Annotated in this window: 15 protein-coding genes and 1 tRNA gene; 8 read left to right on the forward strand and 8 right to left on the reverse strand. The window is 54.4% G+C overall.

The features are described from left to right. Positions 1 to 561 precede the first annotated feature (561 nt). From AC6I1V_RS03670 to AC6I1V_RS03695, 6 genes are all read right to left on the reverse strand, one after another. Positions 562 to 750, reverse strand: coding sequence for a hypothetical protein (locus tag AC6I1V_RS03670; RefSeq protein ID WP_479858575.1), 189 nt, complete (start codon positions 748 to 750; stop codon positions 562 to 564). Between the two features lie 169 nt (positions 751 to 919). Further along, positions 920 to 1,273 carry a 50S ribosomal protein L20 gene (gene rplT / locus AC6I1V_RS03675; protein WP_005030649.1) on the reverse strand — a complete coding sequence of 118 codons (354 nt, stop codon included), beginning with the start codon at positions 1,271 to 1,273 and terminating at the stop codon, positions 920 to 922. Between the two features lie 87 nt (positions 1,274 to 1,360). Continuing rightward, the gene (gene rpmI / locus AC6I1V_RS03680) at positions 1,361 to 1,558 is read right to left on the reverse strand and encodes a 50S ribosomal protein L35 (protein ID WP_005030647.1); all 198 of its coding nucleotides are present in this window, start codon (positions 1,556 to 1,558) and stop codon (positions 1,361 to 1,363) included. A 150-nt stretch (positions 1,559 to 1,708) separates the two neighbouring features. Next, the gene (infC, locus tag AC6I1V_RS03685; RefSeq protein WP_337430933.1) at positions 1,709 to 2,293 is read right to left on the reverse strand and encodes a translation initiation factor IF-3; all 585 of its coding nucleotides are present in this window, start codon (positions 2,291 to 2,293) and stop codon (positions 1,709 to 1,711) included. After that, positions 2,280 to 4,220, reverse strand: coding sequence for a threonine--tRNA ligase (gene thrS / locus AC6I1V_RS03690; protein WP_486854439.1), 1,941 nt, complete (start codon positions 4,218 to 4,220; stop codon positions 2,280 to 2,282). Before thrS ends, infC begins: the two co-directional genes overlap by 14 nt. Before the next feature lie 99 nt (positions 4,221 to 4,319). Next, positions 4,320 to 4,395: transfer RNA gene (locus AC6I1V_RS03695), tRNA-Val, on the reverse strand. Positions 4,396 to 4,595: 200 nt separating this feature from the next. On the opposite strand from AC6I1V_RS03695, the gene AC6I1V_RS03700 reads away from it, so the two are divergent. Beyond that, positions 4,596 to 4,859 carry a hypothetical protein gene (locus AC6I1V_RS03700; RefSeq protein ID WP_302554166.1) on the forward strand — a complete coding sequence of 88 codons (264 nt, stop codon included), beginning with the start codon at positions 4,596 to 4,598 and terminating at the stop codon, positions 4,857 to 4,859. Positions 4,860 to 5,104: 245 nt separating this feature from the next. Here AC6I1V_RS03700 and AC6I1V_RS03705 read toward each other — a convergent pair whose 3' ends face one another. After that, the gene (locus AC6I1V_RS03705) at positions 5,105 to 6,814 is read right to left on the reverse strand and encodes a GMC family oxidoreductase (RefSeq protein ID WP_486854440.1); all 1,710 of its coding nucleotides are present in this window, start codon (positions 6,812 to 6,814) and stop codon (positions 5,105 to 5,107) included. Between the two features lie 14 nt (positions 6,815 to 6,828). After that, positions 6,829 to 7,560, reverse strand: coding sequence for a gluconate 2-dehydrogenase subunit 3 family protein (locus AC6I1V_RS03710; protein ID WP_302554164.1), 732 nt, complete (start codon positions 7,558 to 7,560; stop codon positions 6,829 to 6,831). A gap of 1,322 nt (positions 7,561 to 8,882) precedes the next feature. On the opposite strand from AC6I1V_RS03710, the gene AC6I1V_RS03715 reads away from it, so the two are divergent. The 7 genes from AC6I1V_RS03715 to AC6I1V_RS03745 all read left to right on the forward strand — a co-directional run bounded on the left by AC6I1V_RS03715 (position 8,883) and on the right by AC6I1V_RS03745 (position 17,359). Next, a complete protein-coding gene (locus AC6I1V_RS03715; protein WP_462513799.1) occupies positions 8,883 to 10,022 on the forward strand; it encodes a tyrosine-type recombinase/integrase in 1,140 nt (379 codons plus the stop codon). A gap of 67 nt (positions 10,023 to 10,089) precedes the next feature. Then, positions 10,090 to 11,550: an RNA-binding domain-containing protein gene (locus AC6I1V_RS03720; protein ID WP_072335620.1), complete on the forward strand. Its 1,461-nt coding sequence runs from the start codon at positions 10,090 to 10,092 to the stop codon at positions 11,548 to 11,550. Further along, entirely contained in the window at positions 11,547 to 12,428 is an 882-nt protein-coding gene (locus AC6I1V_RS03725; protein ID WP_279076167.1) for a hypothetical protein, read from the forward strand. Before AC6I1V_RS03720 ends, AC6I1V_RS03725 begins: the two co-directional genes overlap by 4 nt. A 235-nt stretch (positions 12,429 to 12,663) precedes the next feature. Beyond that, the gene (locus tag AC6I1V_RS03730) at positions 12,664 to 12,873 is read left to right on the forward strand and encodes a helix-turn-helix transcriptional regulator (RefSeq protein WP_072335615.1); all 210 of its coding nucleotides are present in this window, start codon (positions 12,664 to 12,666) and stop codon (positions 12,871 to 12,873) included. Further along, entirely contained in the window at positions 12,873 to 15,503 is a 2,631-nt protein-coding gene (locus tag AC6I1V_RS03735; protein ID WP_462513798.1) for a DUF927 domain-containing protein, read from the forward strand. The genes AC6I1V_RS03730 and AC6I1V_RS03735 overlap by 1 nt, the downstream gene beginning before the upstream one ends. A gap of 169 nt (positions 15,504 to 15,672) precedes the next feature. After that, entirely contained in the window at positions 15,673 to 16,860 is a 1,188-nt protein-coding gene (gene mobV, locus AC6I1V_RS03740) for a MobV family relaxase (protein WP_462513797.1), read from the forward strand. 145 nt (positions 16,861 to 17,005) lie between these two features. After that, complete coding sequence (locus tag AC6I1V_RS03745) at positions 17,006 to 17,359, forward strand: protein MobC (protein ID WP_072335606.1); 354 nt, start codon at positions 17,006 to 17,008, stop codon at positions 17,357 to 17,359. Positions 17,360 to 17,362 lie beyond the last annotated feature (3 nt).

Genomic DNA, 17,362 nt, shown 5'->3' on the forward strand with positions numbered 1-17,362 from the left:
CTCAGGATGGATTTACTCTTTACCGCGTTAGAGGTGATTGCTTGTTCCTCAATGAAAAGAGCCCACGCCAAGAGGCACGGGCTTTTCACCAAATAGAATCGGACACATAGCTAAGAGAGAGAGAGAGAGAGAGAGAGAGAGAGAGAGAGAAGGCAACAACGGTTTCGGTTTGTCCTCATTTGTGCCTCCCCTTATTTTGCCGAAAGTTTTGAATGCATCATATGCCTACATATTTTTCTTTACAATATTCAGCACAATAAAAGTGAATAGGTATGAAAAGTTCATTGAAACGAAAATACGCTATATAAACAAGATCAGCTTATGAATCCCATTATGCTATACTTAATAAAACGATTCCATTTTTATAAAATAAAAAGGCACGAACATATAAATGTTCACGCCTTTTTTCCAAAATTTCTTTTGCCAAAAAAGTAAAAATATTTTTTAATTTCCTTTGACCCTGTCATGGCATGTGGCTGTTTTACCTCTACACATGATGAAAATACAAATTTTTTCCCCAGTTCTCCATTGGCGGGCTTCATGGCTGAGACAGCTTATTGATTATCCTTTTGGAGCTTTCAAAAATTTTTCAGCCATTTCTAGAGCATAGCCTAAAAAAATATCTTTTTCAGCATGATACGATAAAAATACTTTTATCCCCACCTCCACCCTGCGCTTGCTCCCACCTTTCTGCCAGCCCCTTATGCAATCCAGCACATCGAACGGACGGAGTGTTTCCCGATTTTCCATAAGCGTTTTCCAAGGAAACAAAAAAGGGCCGAACCCATAACGAGTCCGGCCCTTGCCGTGTCAATCAAGATGGTTCCCGTGAAAGATCCATCACATCGAGCTTTATACTGTAGAGCAAAGGACGAATCCTCTGCTTTGCTTCCTTGCTTGGTTCGCCTGAAACGCCGCCTTAGGCGAGCTTCGTCTTGGCCAGTTCGACCAACTTGGCGAAATCTTCCTTCTGGCGCACGGCGAGATCGGCCAGAACCTTGCGGTTCAGAGCCACGCCAGCCTGAGCCAAGCCGAACATCAGCTTGGAGTAGGACAGGCCGTTTTCACGGGCGCCGGCGTTGATGCGCAGGATCCACAGCTTGCGGAATTCGCGCTTGCGCTGCTTGCGGCCCACAAAGGCGTACGCAAGCGAACGTTCGACAGCTTCACGGGCAGTACGGTACAAACGGCTGCGGCCTCCGCGGAAGCCTTTAGCCATATCCAAATATTTCTTGTGCCTACGGTGGGCAGCAAGACCTCTCTTCACGCGCATGGAATTATCCTCCGATGCTTATTGGGAACCCGGCGAGGCGGAGATCATGCCAGCCGAGCACAGAAAAAAGGGTACAATCCGCTACGCTTAGGCGTAGGGCATCATCCGACGGACAGCTTTCACGTTGGTGGCATCCACCAAAGCGCCCTGCCCCAAACGCATCTTGCGCTTGGCATCCTTCTTGGTGAGGATGTGACGCAGGTTCTGTCTGCGACGTTTGAACTTGCCGGTGCCAGTGGTGGAAAACCGCTTGGCGGCACAACGTCTGGTCTTCATCTTAGGCATGGTCAACTCCTGATTTGAGGATCAATCTCACGGGGAATCCTATGGGGCACGGCACCCCACGCCTCCACGTCCGAAGACGTGAAGGCGCATGATGTCCTATTTGGACGCCGTTGGCAAGTGCTCGCAGGGGCGTGACCGCGAAAAAATCCGCTAATCTTCCTGAGCCGGAGCTTCCTGGGCGCCGCCCTTCTTGGCCACTGGCGTCAGCAGCATCTGAAGGGTACGGCCTTCCGCTCTCGGTTCCTGCTCGACCTTGCCCACGTCCTTGGTGTCGGCAATAACACGTTCGAGGATGCTCAGCCCGCGATCCTTATGGACGATTTCACGCCCGCGGAAGAAAACCGTCACTTTAACGCGGTCTCCATCCTCGAGGAATCGCTTGATATGCCGAACCTTGGTATCGAAATCGTGGTCGTCGGTCTTGGGACGAACCTTGATTTCCTTGATCTGCACCACGGTCTGGCGTTTCTTGGCCTCTTGCTTCTTTTTCTGCGTCTCGTACTTGAACTTGCCGTAGTCCATCACACGACAGACCGGCGGGTCGGCCGTAGCGGCGACTTCCACCAGATCAAGACCGTGTTCCTTGGCCATGGCAATGGCTTCATTACGGCCCAGAATACCAAGCTGTTCCCCTTCGGGGCCGATTACCCGCAGTTCACGGGCACGAATCTGTTCGTTCCGGCGCACGCCGTCTTGGGGTACATCCCGACGAGGCTTTGCATTAAGAGAAGCGATAGCTCATCCCTCCACGTTTGAACGGTTCCGCGCAGTCTTCCTGCACCAAGGCCGCCACTTCGTCCAACGACTTCACGCCCAGATTTTCTCCGGTGCGCAGACGGACGTTGACGCTGCTGGCTTCCACTTCCTTGTCGCCGACGACGAGGATATACGGGACCTTGGCAAGCTGGGCCTCACGAACTTTGAAGCCCAGTTTTTCGTTGCGCGTATCAACTTCCGCACGGATGCCCTGCTTCATCAAAGCCTCACAGGCTTCTTCCGCAAAGGCGTTCTGTGCGTCGGTAACTGTCAATATCTTGGCCTGCACGGGAGCGAGCCAAGTGGGGAATGCCCCGGCGTAATGCTCGGTAAGCACCCCGATAAAACGTTCCAGCGACCCCAGAATGGCGCGATGCACCATGACCGGGCGATGCCGCTCGCCATCCTGCCCCACATATTCCAGCTCGAAGCGTTCCGGCAACGTAAAGTCGCACTGGATGGTGGAGAGCTGCCATTCGCGGCCGATGGCGTCCGTCACCTTCACGTCGATCTTCGGGCCGTAGAAGGCACCGTCCCCGGCGTTGATGGTGTAGGACAGGTTCGCACGTTCCACAGCCTTGATCAAGGCGTTGGTGGCAAGTTCCCAAGCCTCGTCGGAACCGATGGCCTTCGCGGGCTTAGTGGAAATGACCACGCGGTACTGGAAGCCGAACAACGCCATCAGGTCGCGAACCAGCGCGATGACGCCGATGATTTCATCTTCCAACTGCTCAGGCGTGCAGATGATATGCGCGTCGTCCTGCGTGAACTGGCGCACGCGCAGCAGGCCGTGCAGCACGCCGGACTTTTCATGGCGGTGCACGACGCCGAGCTCGAAATACCTTTGCGGCAGTTCACGATAACTGCGCAGATGCGCATTGTAAATGAGCATGTGCGAAACGCAGTTCATGGGCTTGATGCCGTACATATCGCCTTCAATCTCCGTGAAATACATATTTTCACGGTAGTTGGCGTAATGGCCGGACTGTTCCCACAGCTCACGGCGCAGAATCTGCGGGCCCTGCACAAGCTGATAGCCGCGCTTGATATGTTCGCGGCGCAGGAAATCTTCAAGAATCGTGCGGAGCAGCATCCCCTTGGGCAGCCAGAAGACCATACCGGCGGCCACATCCTCATGGAACGCGAACAGATCGAGCTCCTTGCCGAGCTTGCGGTGGTCGCGGCGCTTGGCTTCCTCGATGCGGTTCAGGTATTCCTTGAGATCCTTGGCGTCGGCAAAGGCCGTTGCGTAGATGCGGGAAAGCATACGGTTCTTTTCGTCGCCGCGCCAGTACGCCCCGGCAACGGACAACAGCTTGAACGCCTTCACGAACCCGGCATTCGGGATGTGCGGCCCACGGCACAGGTCAACGAAATCGCCGTTCCTGTAGAGGGTAATGCTTCCGTCCTCAAGGCCCTCGATCAGCTCAACTTTGTAGGGCTCGCCCATATCGCTGAACAGCTTGACGGCGTCGGCCTTGGAAATATCCATGCGCTCGAACGGAACCGCGGCATCAATGATGCGCTGCATTTCCGCTTCGATGGCTTCAAACTGATCGGGTGAAAACGGGGTCTCCACATCGAAATCGTAGTAAAAGCCGTTTTCGATGGAGGGCCCGATGGTCACCTTGGCGGCGGGGAACAACTTTTTGACGGCCGCAGCCATGACGTGCGCGGCGGAATGGCGGATGAGGCTCAAGCCTTCCGGGGTATCGGCGGTAACGGGAGTCAGGGTGAGAGTCTCAGCAGCAGTGGGGACAGGCGCAGTCAGATCCAGAAGCGTATCGCCGGCCTTGCAGGCAATCGCGGCCTTGAAGCGTTTTCCGCTCAACCCCTCTTTCAGAGCATCCGCACAGGACGCCCCGTCGGAGACCTCAACCATTTTTCCTTCTACCGAGACTTGCATGACAGCACCTTTTTGTTGGCTTCGGAGCTCATCCGAAAACAATAACAACGAGAAAAAAACAGGGAAGGAGGTGAACCTCCCTCCCTGTTCGGAGTCTTATGGTAGGCACGAGCAGACTTGAACTGCTGACCCCTTCCGTGTCAAGGAAGTGCTCTGCCACCTGAGCTACGCGCCTTCAACGTGATGCGAGAACTGCTTCTACGCATGTTCCCCCTTTCCGTCAAGCGTTTTTTTGGCTTTCTTTCAAAAATCTTTTTTTCCAGAGCCCGCACTTGCCTAACCCATTCAATCCTTTTATATTTGGCATCAGAAAAATTTCGGATCTCCGCCCCCAGCACATGCGGGGATCATCCATCCCCAACAGGAATACCTATAATGTCAGCCCATTACCCTACCGACAAGGGCGTCGCCGCCCGCGTGGAAGAGCTTCTCCGCGAACAGCTTCTTGAGCTTGGGGAAGACCCGGCAACCCTCGCCCCTCACCTCATCATGCAAAACATGCAATGCGAGGTCTACCCCGACGACTCCATGGTGTACGTCTGGAAGGACATCCCGATCCTCCGCGTCGTCCCCGAACGTACCGATACGGGCGTCATGTGGCGCATGTTCACCCGCGACGAGGGCGAACCGTTACAGTAGCAGGAAGGGCGGAACCTGTTCCGCCCTTTTCCTATGCCGAAAGGCCCCCTTCTTTTTGGCTGTGCCATAGAAAATGCTTGATGCCTTTTTCCTTGAAGTTCCAAGGGAATAGCCGACAAAATGCCTCAGTCACGAAGCCCGCCAAGGGGAGAACTGGAGAAAAAGGCCGCATGTTCACCGTGCTGTGGAGATGAAACAGCCACATACTATGACAGGGCCTTCTTTTTAAAGGGCTCCCTTTCCCGCTAGACGAGGCTTCCGCCCTTCTTGGAATACTTCAGGATGCCCTCGGCGCAGCGGTATCCCAGGGCGCCCACCGTGCCTGTGGGATTACAGCCGCCGTTATGCGGGAAATTGCCCGCACCCACCACAAACAGGTTCTCGGCGTCCCAGTGCTGCAGGTAGGCGTTCACCACGCTGTCTTCCGGGCTCTTGCCCATGACGGTTCCGCCCGTGTTGTGTGTGGTCTGGTACGGTACGATATTGTAATCCTTGGGGGTTGGTTTGGACACGACCGCCTTCGGGTTCATCGCTCTGGCCACCTCTTCGATTTTCTTAGAGATGAAATCGAAAAGGGCGCGATCCTGATCGGTGAAATTGTAGGTCATCCGCAAAAGGGGCAGCCCGTAGGCATCCTTGTAGGTCTTATCCAGAGAAAGATAGTTGCCCTTGCAGGCGATGGACGCGCCCTGTGCCCCGATGCCCAGGGAACGGTTGAAGTTGTACGCGGCGGACTTTTTGAACTCGGAACCCCATGTGCGCGTGCCCGGAAGGGCAGCGTTGCTCTCAATAGGGCGTTTGCCGGTCTGCGTCAGCGAAATGACGCCGCCGTGGATGAACTTGAGATCGGAGTGATCGAAGTTGTCGGCGTTGAAGTCGTCATAGCATATGCCGAGCGCGCCAGCCCCGGCGAAGAGGTTCATGGGTTCTTCAAAAAAGAGCGTCGCGCCGGGCGTAATCTGATAGCAATAGCCCCTGCCCAACGTGCCCTGACCCGTTTTCGGATCGTACTGCTTGCCGATCTTGGAAACCATAAGCAGTTTGGCGTTGTTCATCACAAAGCTTGACAGCACCACCACGTCGGCGGGCTGGATGAACTCCTCCAGCGTCAGCGTGTCGATATAGCGGACGCCGGTGACCTTGTTTCCCTTCTTCAAAATTTCCACCACATTGGCATTGCAGCGGATTTCGCAGTTGCCCGTTTTTTCGGCCACGGGGATGAACGTATTGTTGGGTTCCGCCTTGGCGTCATACTCGCAGCCGAAGCGCTCGCAGAACCCGCAGTACATGCACGGGTTGTGCGTGATGCCGTCCGGCGTGGTATAAGGTTCGGAAGCGATGGCGGCCGGAATCATATACGGATGGCAGCCCACCTGCTTCGCCGCAGCCTCGAACTTGGACAAAACGGGCGTTTTCACCAGAGGGGGCATGGCATACGGCTTGGAGCGCCTGCCGCCGAAATACCCCGGCTCTCCGGCAACGCCGAGAGCCATCTCGAACGCCGTGTAGTACGGCTCCATCTCGTCGTAGGTGAGGGGGTAATTTTGCAGGATATACTCCTTGCCCAGCTTGTTTTTGCCGTACCGCTCATCCGTCATGGTCTTTATCTGGAAGTCGTAGGGCGAAAAACGGAAATTCATGCCGTTCCAGTGCACGCCCGCACCGCCAAGGCCGTCGCCGAGTAGGAAAGAACCGAGCCTGCGCATGGGCAAGGCCCGCATTTCTTCCGTATTGCGGAACGTAATCGTCTCTTTGGACAGATCCTGCATGAGCCCGTAGTTGACGGCATAGCGCCATTCATCGTGGATATCCTGAAAGTCCTCCACGCCCCTGCGGTCGCCGCGCTCAAGCCCCACAACGGAAAGCCCGGCTTTGGCGCACTCGGCAAGGGCGATGCCCCCAGCGAAGCCCACTCCCACAGCAACCACATCCACCTTTTTCAATTCTTTGGCCATGTCGTTCTCCTTAATCACTCCATGCTGGACAGGGACACGGGGGGCACCTTCTCAAAGGTTTCGCTGGTCATAAGGTACGTATAGGCCATCTGAGCCCCTGGGTACTCCTTCATGCGCCAGCCATCCATATTGTTGTTGCCGTTGTACAGCGGGTCGGCATACGCACCCGCTAGGACGGCGCCTTTCAATAGGGAGAAGAAGTAGTCGGAGGTGAACCCCTGTGTGGGAAGCTTCCCCGCCTCGCAGTCCGTAAGGATCTGATCCTGCTCCGCCCCGCTCAATTGGGGGAAATCCTTTTTGAAGCGCTCCCGTGCGGCGTTGTTCAGCGCCAAGATGCCCTGCCTGAAGAGATCACGGCGCACAAGCGGCGTCTGATAGCCTTGGGTAGGGGCCCCCTTGAAGTGCGGCCCGGCGATGTATTCCCTCGCGTTGTAGCCGTAGGCGCCCGCAAGCTGGTTGTCGATAAAATAGGGGACGGCCAGCTCTTTGGCCCCGGGGCCAAGCTCGTCTTTGGGAAAAATCCGTTCGGCGGCATCCGACAGGGTGGAAAAGTCCAGCTCGTTAGTGAAGAACATCCGGGCACGGTTCAGCGGATTGGACGCAGCCGCGGCATGCCCCGAATGGGAGCTTCCGCCCTGCTCCGCCGCTACGGAAACGGTCGAAAGCCCCAGTGCCGCCGCAGCGCCTGTAACGAGGCCGGTGTACTGCAAAAACCTGCGTCTGCTGATATCTTTTTCATCAGGCATAAGAACGCCCTCCTTTTCCTCCGACGCTAAGGTTTCCACGAAAATATAACTATGATTTTCAGATGTTGCGTGAATTCATATCCAACAGGCATATCACGCGGCAATCCATTAAAAATCGACGCGCTGTGCAGCTGTCCGCGTGCAGTGCCGGAGGAATTCCCTTTAACTTTATAACCCCACGCTATCCCCGGACAGGGGCGTCCAAGTCATGGAATGAAAAGCTGCGAACAGATCAATAAACGGACGGCCCCAATACGGAACCGCCCGTTTCATTGATCCTGTCATCCTGTGCCCGATTAGACGTTATTTTTGTATAGATAGAACGCCAAAGGCCATTTTCTATGCTGAATACTGCCATGCTCCCAAGCATCCAACCAGCATCCCCACACAAAAGGATTCAAGCCGCGTGCCGAAAGCCCTGCCGTACCCAATTGCCCGCCTCATCCCGTTCGGTCTCAGCGGTACATCAAAAGCGAACCCGTATGAATGAACAAGGCTTGTCACAGGATATGGTTGTTTTATCTCATTAATATAGTTATTATACGATTTTATTCAGTTTTTTGCTGACGGAAACCATGACTGAGGCATTCTATTGGTTATTTTCCTTTGGACTTCAAAAATAAAGCATCAATCTTTTCTTATGACACGGCCATAAATAAAAAGGCTGTGTCATAGAAAATGGCTGTTGCTTTTTCTTTAAAGTTCCAAAGGAATAACCAATAAAGTGCCTTAACTATGGATTCAGCCAACGAAAGCAGATAAAAAGGACGTATTTTCACCGTGTTACAAAGGCAAAAACAACCACATCCTAATAGAGCCAATAAAAAAGGCTCTGTTATAGCATGTGGTTGTTTCATCTCCACAGTGCGGTCAAAATACAGCCTTTTTCTCCGGCTTTCCTCTTGGCGGGATCCACGGTCAAGGCATTTTATCGGTTAATCCTTTGGAACTTTAAAGAAAAAGCATCAACCAATTTCTATAACACAGCCTAAAAAAAGGCCCCCCCCCGCCTAGCGGCGGGTTTTCTCCATACAAAAAAGCCCTTATGGAAATTCCATAAGGGCCTAAATTTCTGGTTGCGGGGGCAGGACTTGAACCTACGACCTTCGGGTTATGAGCCCTTTTTGACAGAATTTGAAAGAGTTAGACGCAGATGGATAGACTTTGATTTATTTTTATTTTCAATAAGTTATCAAAAAAATAAGACTTTGCCGCGCATTGACCTGAATGGTTAGAAATTGACGGCGTGGTTAGAAATAGGTTAGAAAAATTTTGCCGGTTAAAACCTGCTCCCGCGTATGAACCACAACCCAAGGCAGTTCATGGCTACCCAAAAACGGCGATACCACCCCAAGAAGTGGGCTGGCGTTTATGTATACGAAACGTCAGAAATGTATAATGGCGCGCCTGACCTGTGTTTCTACATCACGTTTAAATCCGGCCGCCGCCTCATTTGGGAAAAGGTAGGCAAAATTTCCGAAGGATACGGGCCGGACGTGGCGGCGGAAATTCGCGCTGATCGAATAAAGGCCATCAGACATGGCGAAGAAGTCAAAACCGCCAAAGAACTCCGCCGCGAACAGGCGGAGAAAGACAAGCCCTTTGCCGAAATTGCGGATGCATATTTTGACATCAAGGGGCCGACCCTCAAAGGGCTGACCACGGATCGCAACCGTTACCTCAAACACCTCAAACCGCTGTTCGGCAAGCGAAGCGTCTCGAAAATCACGCCCCAGATGGTGGAGGAGCTGCGCAAATCCCTGAGCGAACGCAAACCGGCCACTCTCTGGAATACTCTTGAGCTTCTGCGGCGCATCATCAATTTTGGCGTCAAGACCAACCGCTGCCCCAATCTTGCCTTTCAAATCGAAATGCCCGTCAAGGACAATGAGGTTATTGAGCATCTGACGCCGGAAGAAACTTGCCGCTTTCTGGATTGCGCCCGCACATGGCCAGCCCGCGATGTGGGCAATATGCTCTTGCTGGCCTTTTTTACCGGTATGCGGCGCGGGGAGATGTTCAAGCTGCAAGATGAGGACGTGGCCTTTGACCTCAAGCTCATTCGTTTGCGCGATCCCAAGGGCAGAAAAACCCTCTCCATCGGTATGAGTTCTCTGGTGGAAGAACTGTTACAAGAACAAATGGCATGGCGTGACGAACATTTTCCCGGCAGCCCCTATGTTTTCCCCGGCAAAAACGGCGAGATGCGCAAAGACTGCACAGCGGTTGACCGCTTCCGCAAGGCGGCGGGCCTGCCGCCCAAGTTCCGGCCCTTCCACGGGCTGCGGCATCACTTTGCCGTAAGCCTCGCCAACAGCGGCAAATTCAGCATGGACATGATCTCGGAAATGCTGACACACAAGAATGTGGATTTCACCAAAAAGAAGTATGCCCAATTCCTGCCGGAGACCTTGGCCGCTGCCAGCAACGCGGCGGCGGACATCCTCTCCGGCCAACGGTAACTTTTGCGGCTGTTCCGATTATCGTGTACACATAGTGAGGAAAAAGATAGTATTGTAAGGAGCAGGCATGGCATTCACACTTCAAACGCTCAGGGAACAGGCCGCCGCAGGCGAGGACAGCACACGCCAGTTCAAGTCCCGAATCGACAATGCGGATTCTCTGGCTGCGGAAATGGCCGCCTTCGCCAATGCCAACGGCGGCGTAATTTTTATCGGCGTGCAGGATGATGGAACACTGTCCGGCATAACATCCCGAGAATTGCATGATGCGAACCAGTTGATCGGCAACGCCGCCAGCCAGCATGTCCGCAGCCCGCTTGTGGTGCAGACGCAGAACATTCTTCTCGAAAATGGAAATGTGGTTATCGCCCTGACCGTTCCTGCAGGAATGGACAAGCCCTACTTTGACAGGAAAGGCGTCATCTGGCTGAAAGCCGGGGCGGACAAGCGACGTATCAATTCTAAAGAGGAACTGCGCCGTCTTTTTCAGTATACCAGCCAATTCCATGCCGATGAATTGCCCACAAAGGCGGGCATTAACAAACTGGACAAGCTGCTGTTCCGGGATTTTTTGAAAAAGCGGTATGACAGTGACTTCCCGGATACCCACGCAGAACAACTGCGCCTGCTGCAAAATCTGAACCTCGCCGCTGGCGATGGCAATCTCAATCTGGCCGGAGTGCTGCTTTTTGCCGAACAGCCGGAGCTGATTTTTCCGCAGTTCGTGGCAAAAGGCGTCCGCTTTCCGGGAATTGCCGTTCATGCTGACAGCTACGATGACACCGAAGATTTTGAAGGTCCGTTGAGCAGACTTTTCAAGGACGCCCTGGCTTTTGTCATGCGCAACCTGCACAAGGTACAGGGCAAGAATGGCGTCAACTCACCGGGTACGCCGGAAATACCGGAACAGGTTTTTGAGGAACTGCTGGTCAACGCCCTTGTACACAGGGATTATCTTGTCAGCGCGCCCATCCGCATTTTCATTTTTGATGACCGCGTGGAAATCATCAGCCCCGGCACGTTGCCGAACAATCTGACCATAGCCAATATCAAAGCCGGCAATTCCAATATCCGCAACCCCATCCTGATTTCTTACGCCGCCAAGGGGCTTTTGCCCTACCACGGCATCGGCTCCGGCATTCTGCGCGCTCTTAAGGCATGGCCGGATATTGATTTTGAAGACGATCGGGAGAGTTCGCTGTTCAAGGCCATTGTACGCAGAACCCACCGGCCTGCGGAAAACACTGGGGTACTTGCACCAGAACTTGCATCAAAAACACAAAATTTGCACCAGAAACAAGGGCTTTCTGATGCAACTCTGCGCGATATTGCACCGGAAATTGCACCAGAACTTTTTGCGCTCCTTGAGCATATCTCCGCCAATCCGCGCATAACCACAACCGAACTCGCTACTGTTCTAAACGTGAGCCGACGCACGATTCTTTACAGAACAACCATGCTCAAGAAAAAGGGCATCTTGCGCCGCATCGGTCCCAGCAAGGGCGGACAATGGGAGATTCTCCCATGAAGTTTGTTCCCAACGGTTCGATTATCAAATTTCTGCTGATTGCTGTTCTGGGCTGTGGCCTTGCCTTTCTCATGGCATGGCTGACAACCATGTTTACCGTTATTAAAATTACGCAAGGCGTTTCACTTGCAGGAGTAGCGCTGATACTGCTCTGGTGCGTCGTGATCGGCGGGGCCGCTGTTTGGAGCATCTGCGCCTTTTGTGCGCTTTATGTGGGAACATGGCGCAAACATCACGTTGATCACGCAATCCGTCTGAGTGAAGCCATGCTCATGCTGCATGCTTCCACGAACCATGAACAGTTGGAAGCGCTTCGCCATTATCGTATCCGGGTGTTCAAAAGTCATGAAGCAATCCCGGCGGGAGGAAAACTCGGCGTGGATTGCCGTGAAGTTTCCAACTTTCTTTCTCCCATGCTCTTTGGGTTCAATAAGTTTTTTGCTCTCGGATCGCCCGAATATTGTTGCGATGCCACACAACTTTCCGCAATTGTGGAGGAAAATCAGACGCGCTGGTGTGGCGAAAGCAGTGTAGCTCCAAGCTGTGATGCCGCAAAACTCAACAGGGAGATTGAAGAGCTGAAAAAGAAATACAAGGAAATGACGGAGAAATATACCAGCGCAGCGGGACGAGAAGGCAAATTAAAAAACGAAATCGAACAAATGGAAGCACATATACACATTCTTGTCATATTAGCGAATAAGGTTACCAGAGAATTCACCCACCCACTCGCCAAACACGAAATTATGCGCCAATACAAGGAAATCGGCAAGACGTTGGGGGTTGAAAACGCTCCGGGCAATTACATAGAAATTTTTCGCAAGGCAATGCCGAAAGAGTATATCAACCACGGCGGAGCGCCTATTCAAAATCCCTGAAAGGCAAGAAACCTGACCTGCTCAGGTTCGCAGCCCTCAACTTGTCCCCGTTATAACATAGTAAAATAACATAAAAATTATCAACCTCCCTTTCTTAGGCCTAAGAAAGGGAGGTTTTGTTTCGCCTTTGCTAACACCCCGTCTGTTCAGCGTTTTCCTCTGGGCATAGGGTGTGTTCTCTCCAGATGCTTCTGGATGGATTCATACACTTCAGCCTGAATACAGGGAGATGCTGATGGCGACCAAAAAATTATCACCGCAAGAAGTTGCCGACATGTACGGCGTGAAGACATGCACACTGGCCCGCTGGCGCTGTAAAAAAGTTGGCCCGCGCTACGCCAAGCTCGGCAGCCGTGTCATGTACGACATAGAAGACCTTGAAGACTGGTTTGCGTCACGCTGCGTCCATACCAGAGATTCCGCCCCTCAATTGAGGAAGCGATAATGAGCGCCGACATTCTGCACAGTTTTGGCGAGTGTCTGCGTGCAGCGGGGCTGGAGATCGAGGCCGTGCAGGCCGACGGCCTCCTGCACCGCTGTGGCACAGCGGACAGGCCCCATCGCAGGGACGGAGCGTACAAGGCGTTTCTGGATACTCCGGCCTCCATCTGGTGGAAAAACTGGCGCACCGGCGATGAAGGTACATGGACATACAAGCCAGAAAAAGAACTGACCGCAGCCGAACGGGATGCCCTGCGTGAACGCATTCGGGCCATCAAAGCGCACAAGGAAACCGAGCAGAACCGCCGCTGGCAGGCCGCCGCCAAACTGGCCGCGAGCATCTGGAACTGTTCCCGAAACGCCGGGGACGACCATCCCTACCTGCAACGGAAGGGAGTCCCGGCCATCGGATTGCGCCGAACAAAAGATGGGCGTCTGATTGTGCCTGTCCTGAACCAGTCCGGCAGAATACAAAGTCTGCAATTCATCCTGCCGGAAAAACCTGCCGAAGGGACGGACAAGTTCTTTCTCAGGGGAGGACGCACGGGGGGAGGCTTCTTTTCCCTTTCCGCCGGAGACGGAAAGAAAGACGGCCCCCTCTTGATTGCCGAAGGATATGCCACGGCGACCAGTCTTCATCTGGCGACCGGTTATGCCTGTCTTGTGGCCTTCAACGCCGGGAATCTGAAAGCCGTGGCCGTCATGGCCAGAGAGAGGTATGCAAAGCGTGAAATCATCCTCTGTGCCGATAACGACACGGAGACACAAGGGAATCCCGGCAAGGAAGCGGCTTCCCGAGCTGCGCAGGCCGTGGGCGGCAAGCTGGCCGTCTGTCCGGCTCATGAAGGCAGGGCAGCGGATTTCAACGATCTACACCGGCTGCGTTCCCTTGAGACCGTCCGGGCCGTTGTGGAAGAAGCGCGAAAGCGGGATGACGCCTGCCCCATGCCGGAAGGCTTTTTTCTGGTGAAGGAAGGCGGACGCGCCGGACTGTACAAGCTGGAGACCAGATCGGACGGAGACAGTCAGGAAATCCGGCTTGGTCCTCCGCTTCTGGTCAAAGGCATGACACGGGGAGCGGATGGCAACGAATGGGGCCTGATGCTGGAATGGATTGACCCGGACGGCAACAGGCACGCATGGGCCATGCCCGTGGAAATGCTGTTCCGGCAGGGAAACGACTGGTACAGCATACTGGCCTCCGGCGGCTGGTTCGGCAATCCGTCCACCCGGTCGAAGCTGGCGGTATTTCTGTCCACGGTCCGGCCCCTTCGACGGATACGCTGTGTTTTGCGCACGGGCTGGCATGAATCCGTCTACGTGCTTCCCGATACCGTTTACGGCGTGACGGAGGAAGACACCGTGCTGCAATCCTCGCAGCATGGCGGATTGTACCGTACGTCTGGAACAATGGAAGGCTGGCGGGAGATAGCGGAATTGTGCGTCGGCAACTCCCGCCTCGGTTTCGCGTTGTGCGCGGCCTTCGCCGGGCCTTTGCTTCGCCCGGCCGGTCTGGAAGGCGGCGGCTTCAGTTTTGAGGGAGGCTCATCCTCCGGCAAGACCACGGCCCTTCAGATCGCCGCCTCCGTCTGGGGCGGCCCTGAACATGTCCGAAGCTGGAGGGCTACAGACAACGGTCTTGAAGGCATCGCCGCCCTGCACAACGACAATGTGCTGATTCTGGATGAAATGGGGCAGGTCAACGGGCGTGTTCTTGCCGAATGCGCCTACATGCTGGCCAACGGACAGGGCAAGGGCCGCTCGAATCGTGAAGGCGGGGTTCGTCGTTCCCAGAACTGGCGTCTGCTCTTTCTCTCCAGCGGCGAACTTGGGCTTTCCGACAAGCTGGCCGAGAACGGTCTGAAATCCAGAGGCGGGCAGGAAGTGCGTTTCGTGGGGCTGCCTGTGGACTCGTCCATGCTCACCAGCCTGCATGGTCTTCCCGATGCCGGAGCCGTGGCCAATCGCATCAAACAACTTGCTTCCGAACATTACGGCCATGCGGGGCATGATTTCCTGCAAAAGCTGACGCAGACCGAAACACTGAATACTGTCCGGTCGGAAATAGGCACGGCAATGGCCGATGCCGTCAGGCATCTTGTTCCCGAAGGCGCTGACGGACAGGTACGACGTGTGGCCATGCGTTTTGCCCTGTGCGGCATGGCCGGAACGCTGGCCATACGACTGGGCATCCTTCCCGCCACTCTGGACGTGCTGAACTGCATCGAAACCTGCTTCCGGGACTGGCTCACGGCAAGAGGAGGTACCGGAGCCTCTGAAGATGCCGCCATCCTTTCCACGGTACGGCTGTTCATCGAACAGCACGGCGCAAGTCGCTTTCAGGACATGGATACGCAAATGTCCACCTGCATCAACCGGGTGGGATTTCAGCGCACTCGCAACGGCACGACCGAGTATCTGATACTTCCGGAGAGTTTTCGGGCCGAAGTCGTCAGGGGATACGCAGAGGCAAGAGCTGTGCGTGTTCTGCGTGAAGCTGGATGGTTACGCACTCCTTCTAAAAACAGACTGAAACATCAAGAAAGGCTTCCTGGTCTAGGGCGCGTGCGTGTCTACATTGTTTGTTTGCCTGATGACCCGGATGAAGAAACTGCTCCTGCCTTGCCTGATTGAGCGGTGACAGTGGTGACAATGGTGACAAACCTACAGCCGCAAGGGGTTACGCCTGTCACCACTGTCACCATTGCATGTTTGAGTGGTGACAGCCGAAAAGCATTGCCATTGCTCGATTGTCACCACTGTCACCGTTGTCACCACTGAAAATGAGTAAAGGGAAAAAACCATGTCCTACCTCGTACTCCACATGGACAAATTCAAGAAGGAGGCCATACGCGGCATCCAGAGTCACAACCGGCGGGAACGGGAGAGCCACAGCAACCCCGATATTGACTACGACAGGAGCGCGGCGAACTACGAGCTGCACGAAGTCGCCTCATCGAACTATGCCGAGGCCATTCAGAACCGCATTGACGATCTCCTGCTGGTCAAGGCCGTGAGAAAGGACGCCGTGCGCATGTGCGGGCTTATCGTCACCTCGGACAAGGCGTTTTTTGATGCTCTCACGCCGGAGGAAACAAGGCGTTTCTTTGAGGAGAGCAAAGCCTTTCTCACGGAATTTGTGGGCGCGGAGAATGTCGTTTCCGCAATGGTTCACATGGATGAAAAGACGCCGCACATGCACTTCCTTCATGTGCCGGTGACGCCGGACGGAAGGCTCAACGCCAACAAAATCTATACCCGTCAGAGTCTGCGGAAACTGCAAGCCGGGCTTCCCGCCCATCTGCAAAGCCGGGGCTTCGTCATTGAACGCGGCGTGGAACAGACACCCGGTTCCGCGAAAAGGCATCTGGATACCCGCGAGTTCAAGCAGCAACAGGAAGCTTTGGAAAAATTGATTCAGGAATCCGAAGAGACTTCCCGAAATTCACGGCAGCTTATCAACGCATTGGAACAGCGTGAGGAAGAGTTGAGAAAGAGCATTGAAGAGTATGAGCGGCAGGCTGAGGAGGCGGAAAAGGTTCTTCGGGAAGATTCCTCTCTGCCGAAAGCCTCTCTTTTTAATTATCCGTCTGTGCTTGAGAAAGCCTCTTCTCTTATTGAAGAGCTGAAAAAAGCGCTTGCCGTCAAACACCTTGTCCAGCAGCGGGAAGAAACACTGCAACGGGAAGTGGATACCCTTCGCAGAAAACTGACGCGGCTTGAAGCGGGATACACGGCCCACAGAAAACAAAGCCATGAGGAAAAAAAGGAGCTGGAGAATCAGTTGAAGAAAATGAAGAGAATCATGGCGGGCTATCGGGAGTTTTTGCTTCTGCCGGAAATCCGGCCGCTGCATATCGAGTTCGTGGAGCGCAGGCGCGCCGAACAGCTCCAACGTCAGCAGGAAGAGGAACGGCAGCGGCAGGAGCAGGAAGCGCGGGACAGGGAGCGTCGGCAGGCGCACTCCACCCGTGGCATGAGAATGAGGTAAGGCGTCGGGGGGAAATCTTCGCACAGGCCGAAGATATAGCCCACTATGCTTCACTTGCGTGAAGCGTGGGCGACCGTCCCGCTCGACCGGAAAGACAAATCATCAATCCGGGGCATGGCCCCGGCGAAACACTGGAGGAAGCTTCATGACCATCACCGTCACGCAGCTGAAGGAAATCAGACAGGAGTTTGCGACACTCAAACCCGCTTCTGTCACGCTGGACGGGAATCGAACCATGTCCATGAAGGAAGCCGTCTTCGCTCTGGCCCCGACGCTGGAGCGAATGAAGAAGCGCGGCTTCGACACACAGGAGATTGTCGAGCGCTTGCACGAAAAGGGTATTGAGGTGAAACCCCAAACCCTGACCAAGTATCTGACCGAAGCCAGACGGCAACGGGAAGGACGAAAGGCAAAGAGGCAAGACACACCCCCGCCGCCTCCGAAACGCGAACAACGCTCCAGCTTCATTACTCCTGATATACCCGATGATGAACTGTGAACA

The organism is Bilophila sp. T19-St14, from assembly GCF_059728385.1.

What these genes read in the sequence shown, in the direction of transcription:
- AC6I1V_RS03670 (WP_479858575.1), bottom strand. Translation starts at nt 750, where the DNA reads ATGGAAAATCGGGAAACACTCCGTCCGTTCGATGTGCTGGATTGCATA.
- rplT (WP_005030649.1), bottom strand. Translation starts at nt 1,273, where the DNA reads ATGCGCGTGAAGAGAGGTCTTGCTGCCCACCGTAGGCACAAGAAATAT.
- rpmI (WP_005030647.1), bottom strand. Translation starts at nt 1,558, where the DNA reads ATGCCTAAGATGAAGACCAGACGTTGTGCCGCCAAGCGGTTTTCCACC.
- thrS (WP_486854439.1), bottom strand. Translation starts at nt 4,220, where the DNA reads ATGCAAGTCTCGGTAGAAGGAAAAATGGTTGAGGTCTCCGACGGGGCG.
- AC6I1V_RS03700 (WP_302554166.1), top strand. Translation starts at nt 4,596, where the DNA reads ATGTCAGCCCATTACCCTACCGACAAGGGCGTCGCCGCCCGCGTGGAA.
- AC6I1V_RS03705 (WP_486854440.1), bottom strand. Translation starts at nt 6,814, where the DNA reads ATGGCCAAAGAATTGAAAAAGGTGGATGTGGTTGCTGTGGGAGTGGGC.
- AC6I1V_RS03710 (WP_302554164.1), bottom strand. Translation starts at nt 7,560, where the DNA reads ATGCCTGATGAAAAAGATATCAGCAGACGCAGGTTTTTGCAGTACACC.
- AC6I1V_RS03715 (WP_462513799.1), top strand. Translation starts at nt 8,883, where the DNA reads ATGGCTACCCAAAAACGGCGATACCACCCCAAGAAGTGGGCTGGCGTT.
- AC6I1V_RS03720 (WP_072335620.1), top strand. Translation starts at nt 10,090, where the DNA reads ATGGCATTCACACTTCAAACGCTCAGGGAACAGGCCGCCGCAGGCGAG.
- AC6I1V_RS03725 (WP_279076167.1), top strand. Translation starts at nt 11,547, where the DNA reads ATGAAGTTTGTTCCCAACGGTTCGATTATCAAATTTCTGCTGATTGCT.
- AC6I1V_RS03730 (WP_072335615.1), top strand. Translation starts at nt 12,664, where the DNA reads ATGGCGACCAAAAAATTATCACCGCAAGAAGTTGCCGACATGTACGGC.
- AC6I1V_RS03735 (WP_462513798.1), top strand. Translation starts at nt 12,873, where the DNA reads ATGAGCGCCGACATTCTGCACAGTTTTGGCGAGTGTCTGCGTGCAGCG.
- mobV (WP_462513797.1), top strand. Translation starts at nt 15,673, where the DNA reads ATGTCCTACCTCGTACTCCACATGGACAAATTCAAGAAGGAGGCCATA.
- AC6I1V_RS03745 (WP_072335606.1), top strand. Translation starts at nt 17,006, where the DNA reads ATGACCATCACCGTCACGCAGCTGAAGGAAATCAGACAGGAGTTTGCG.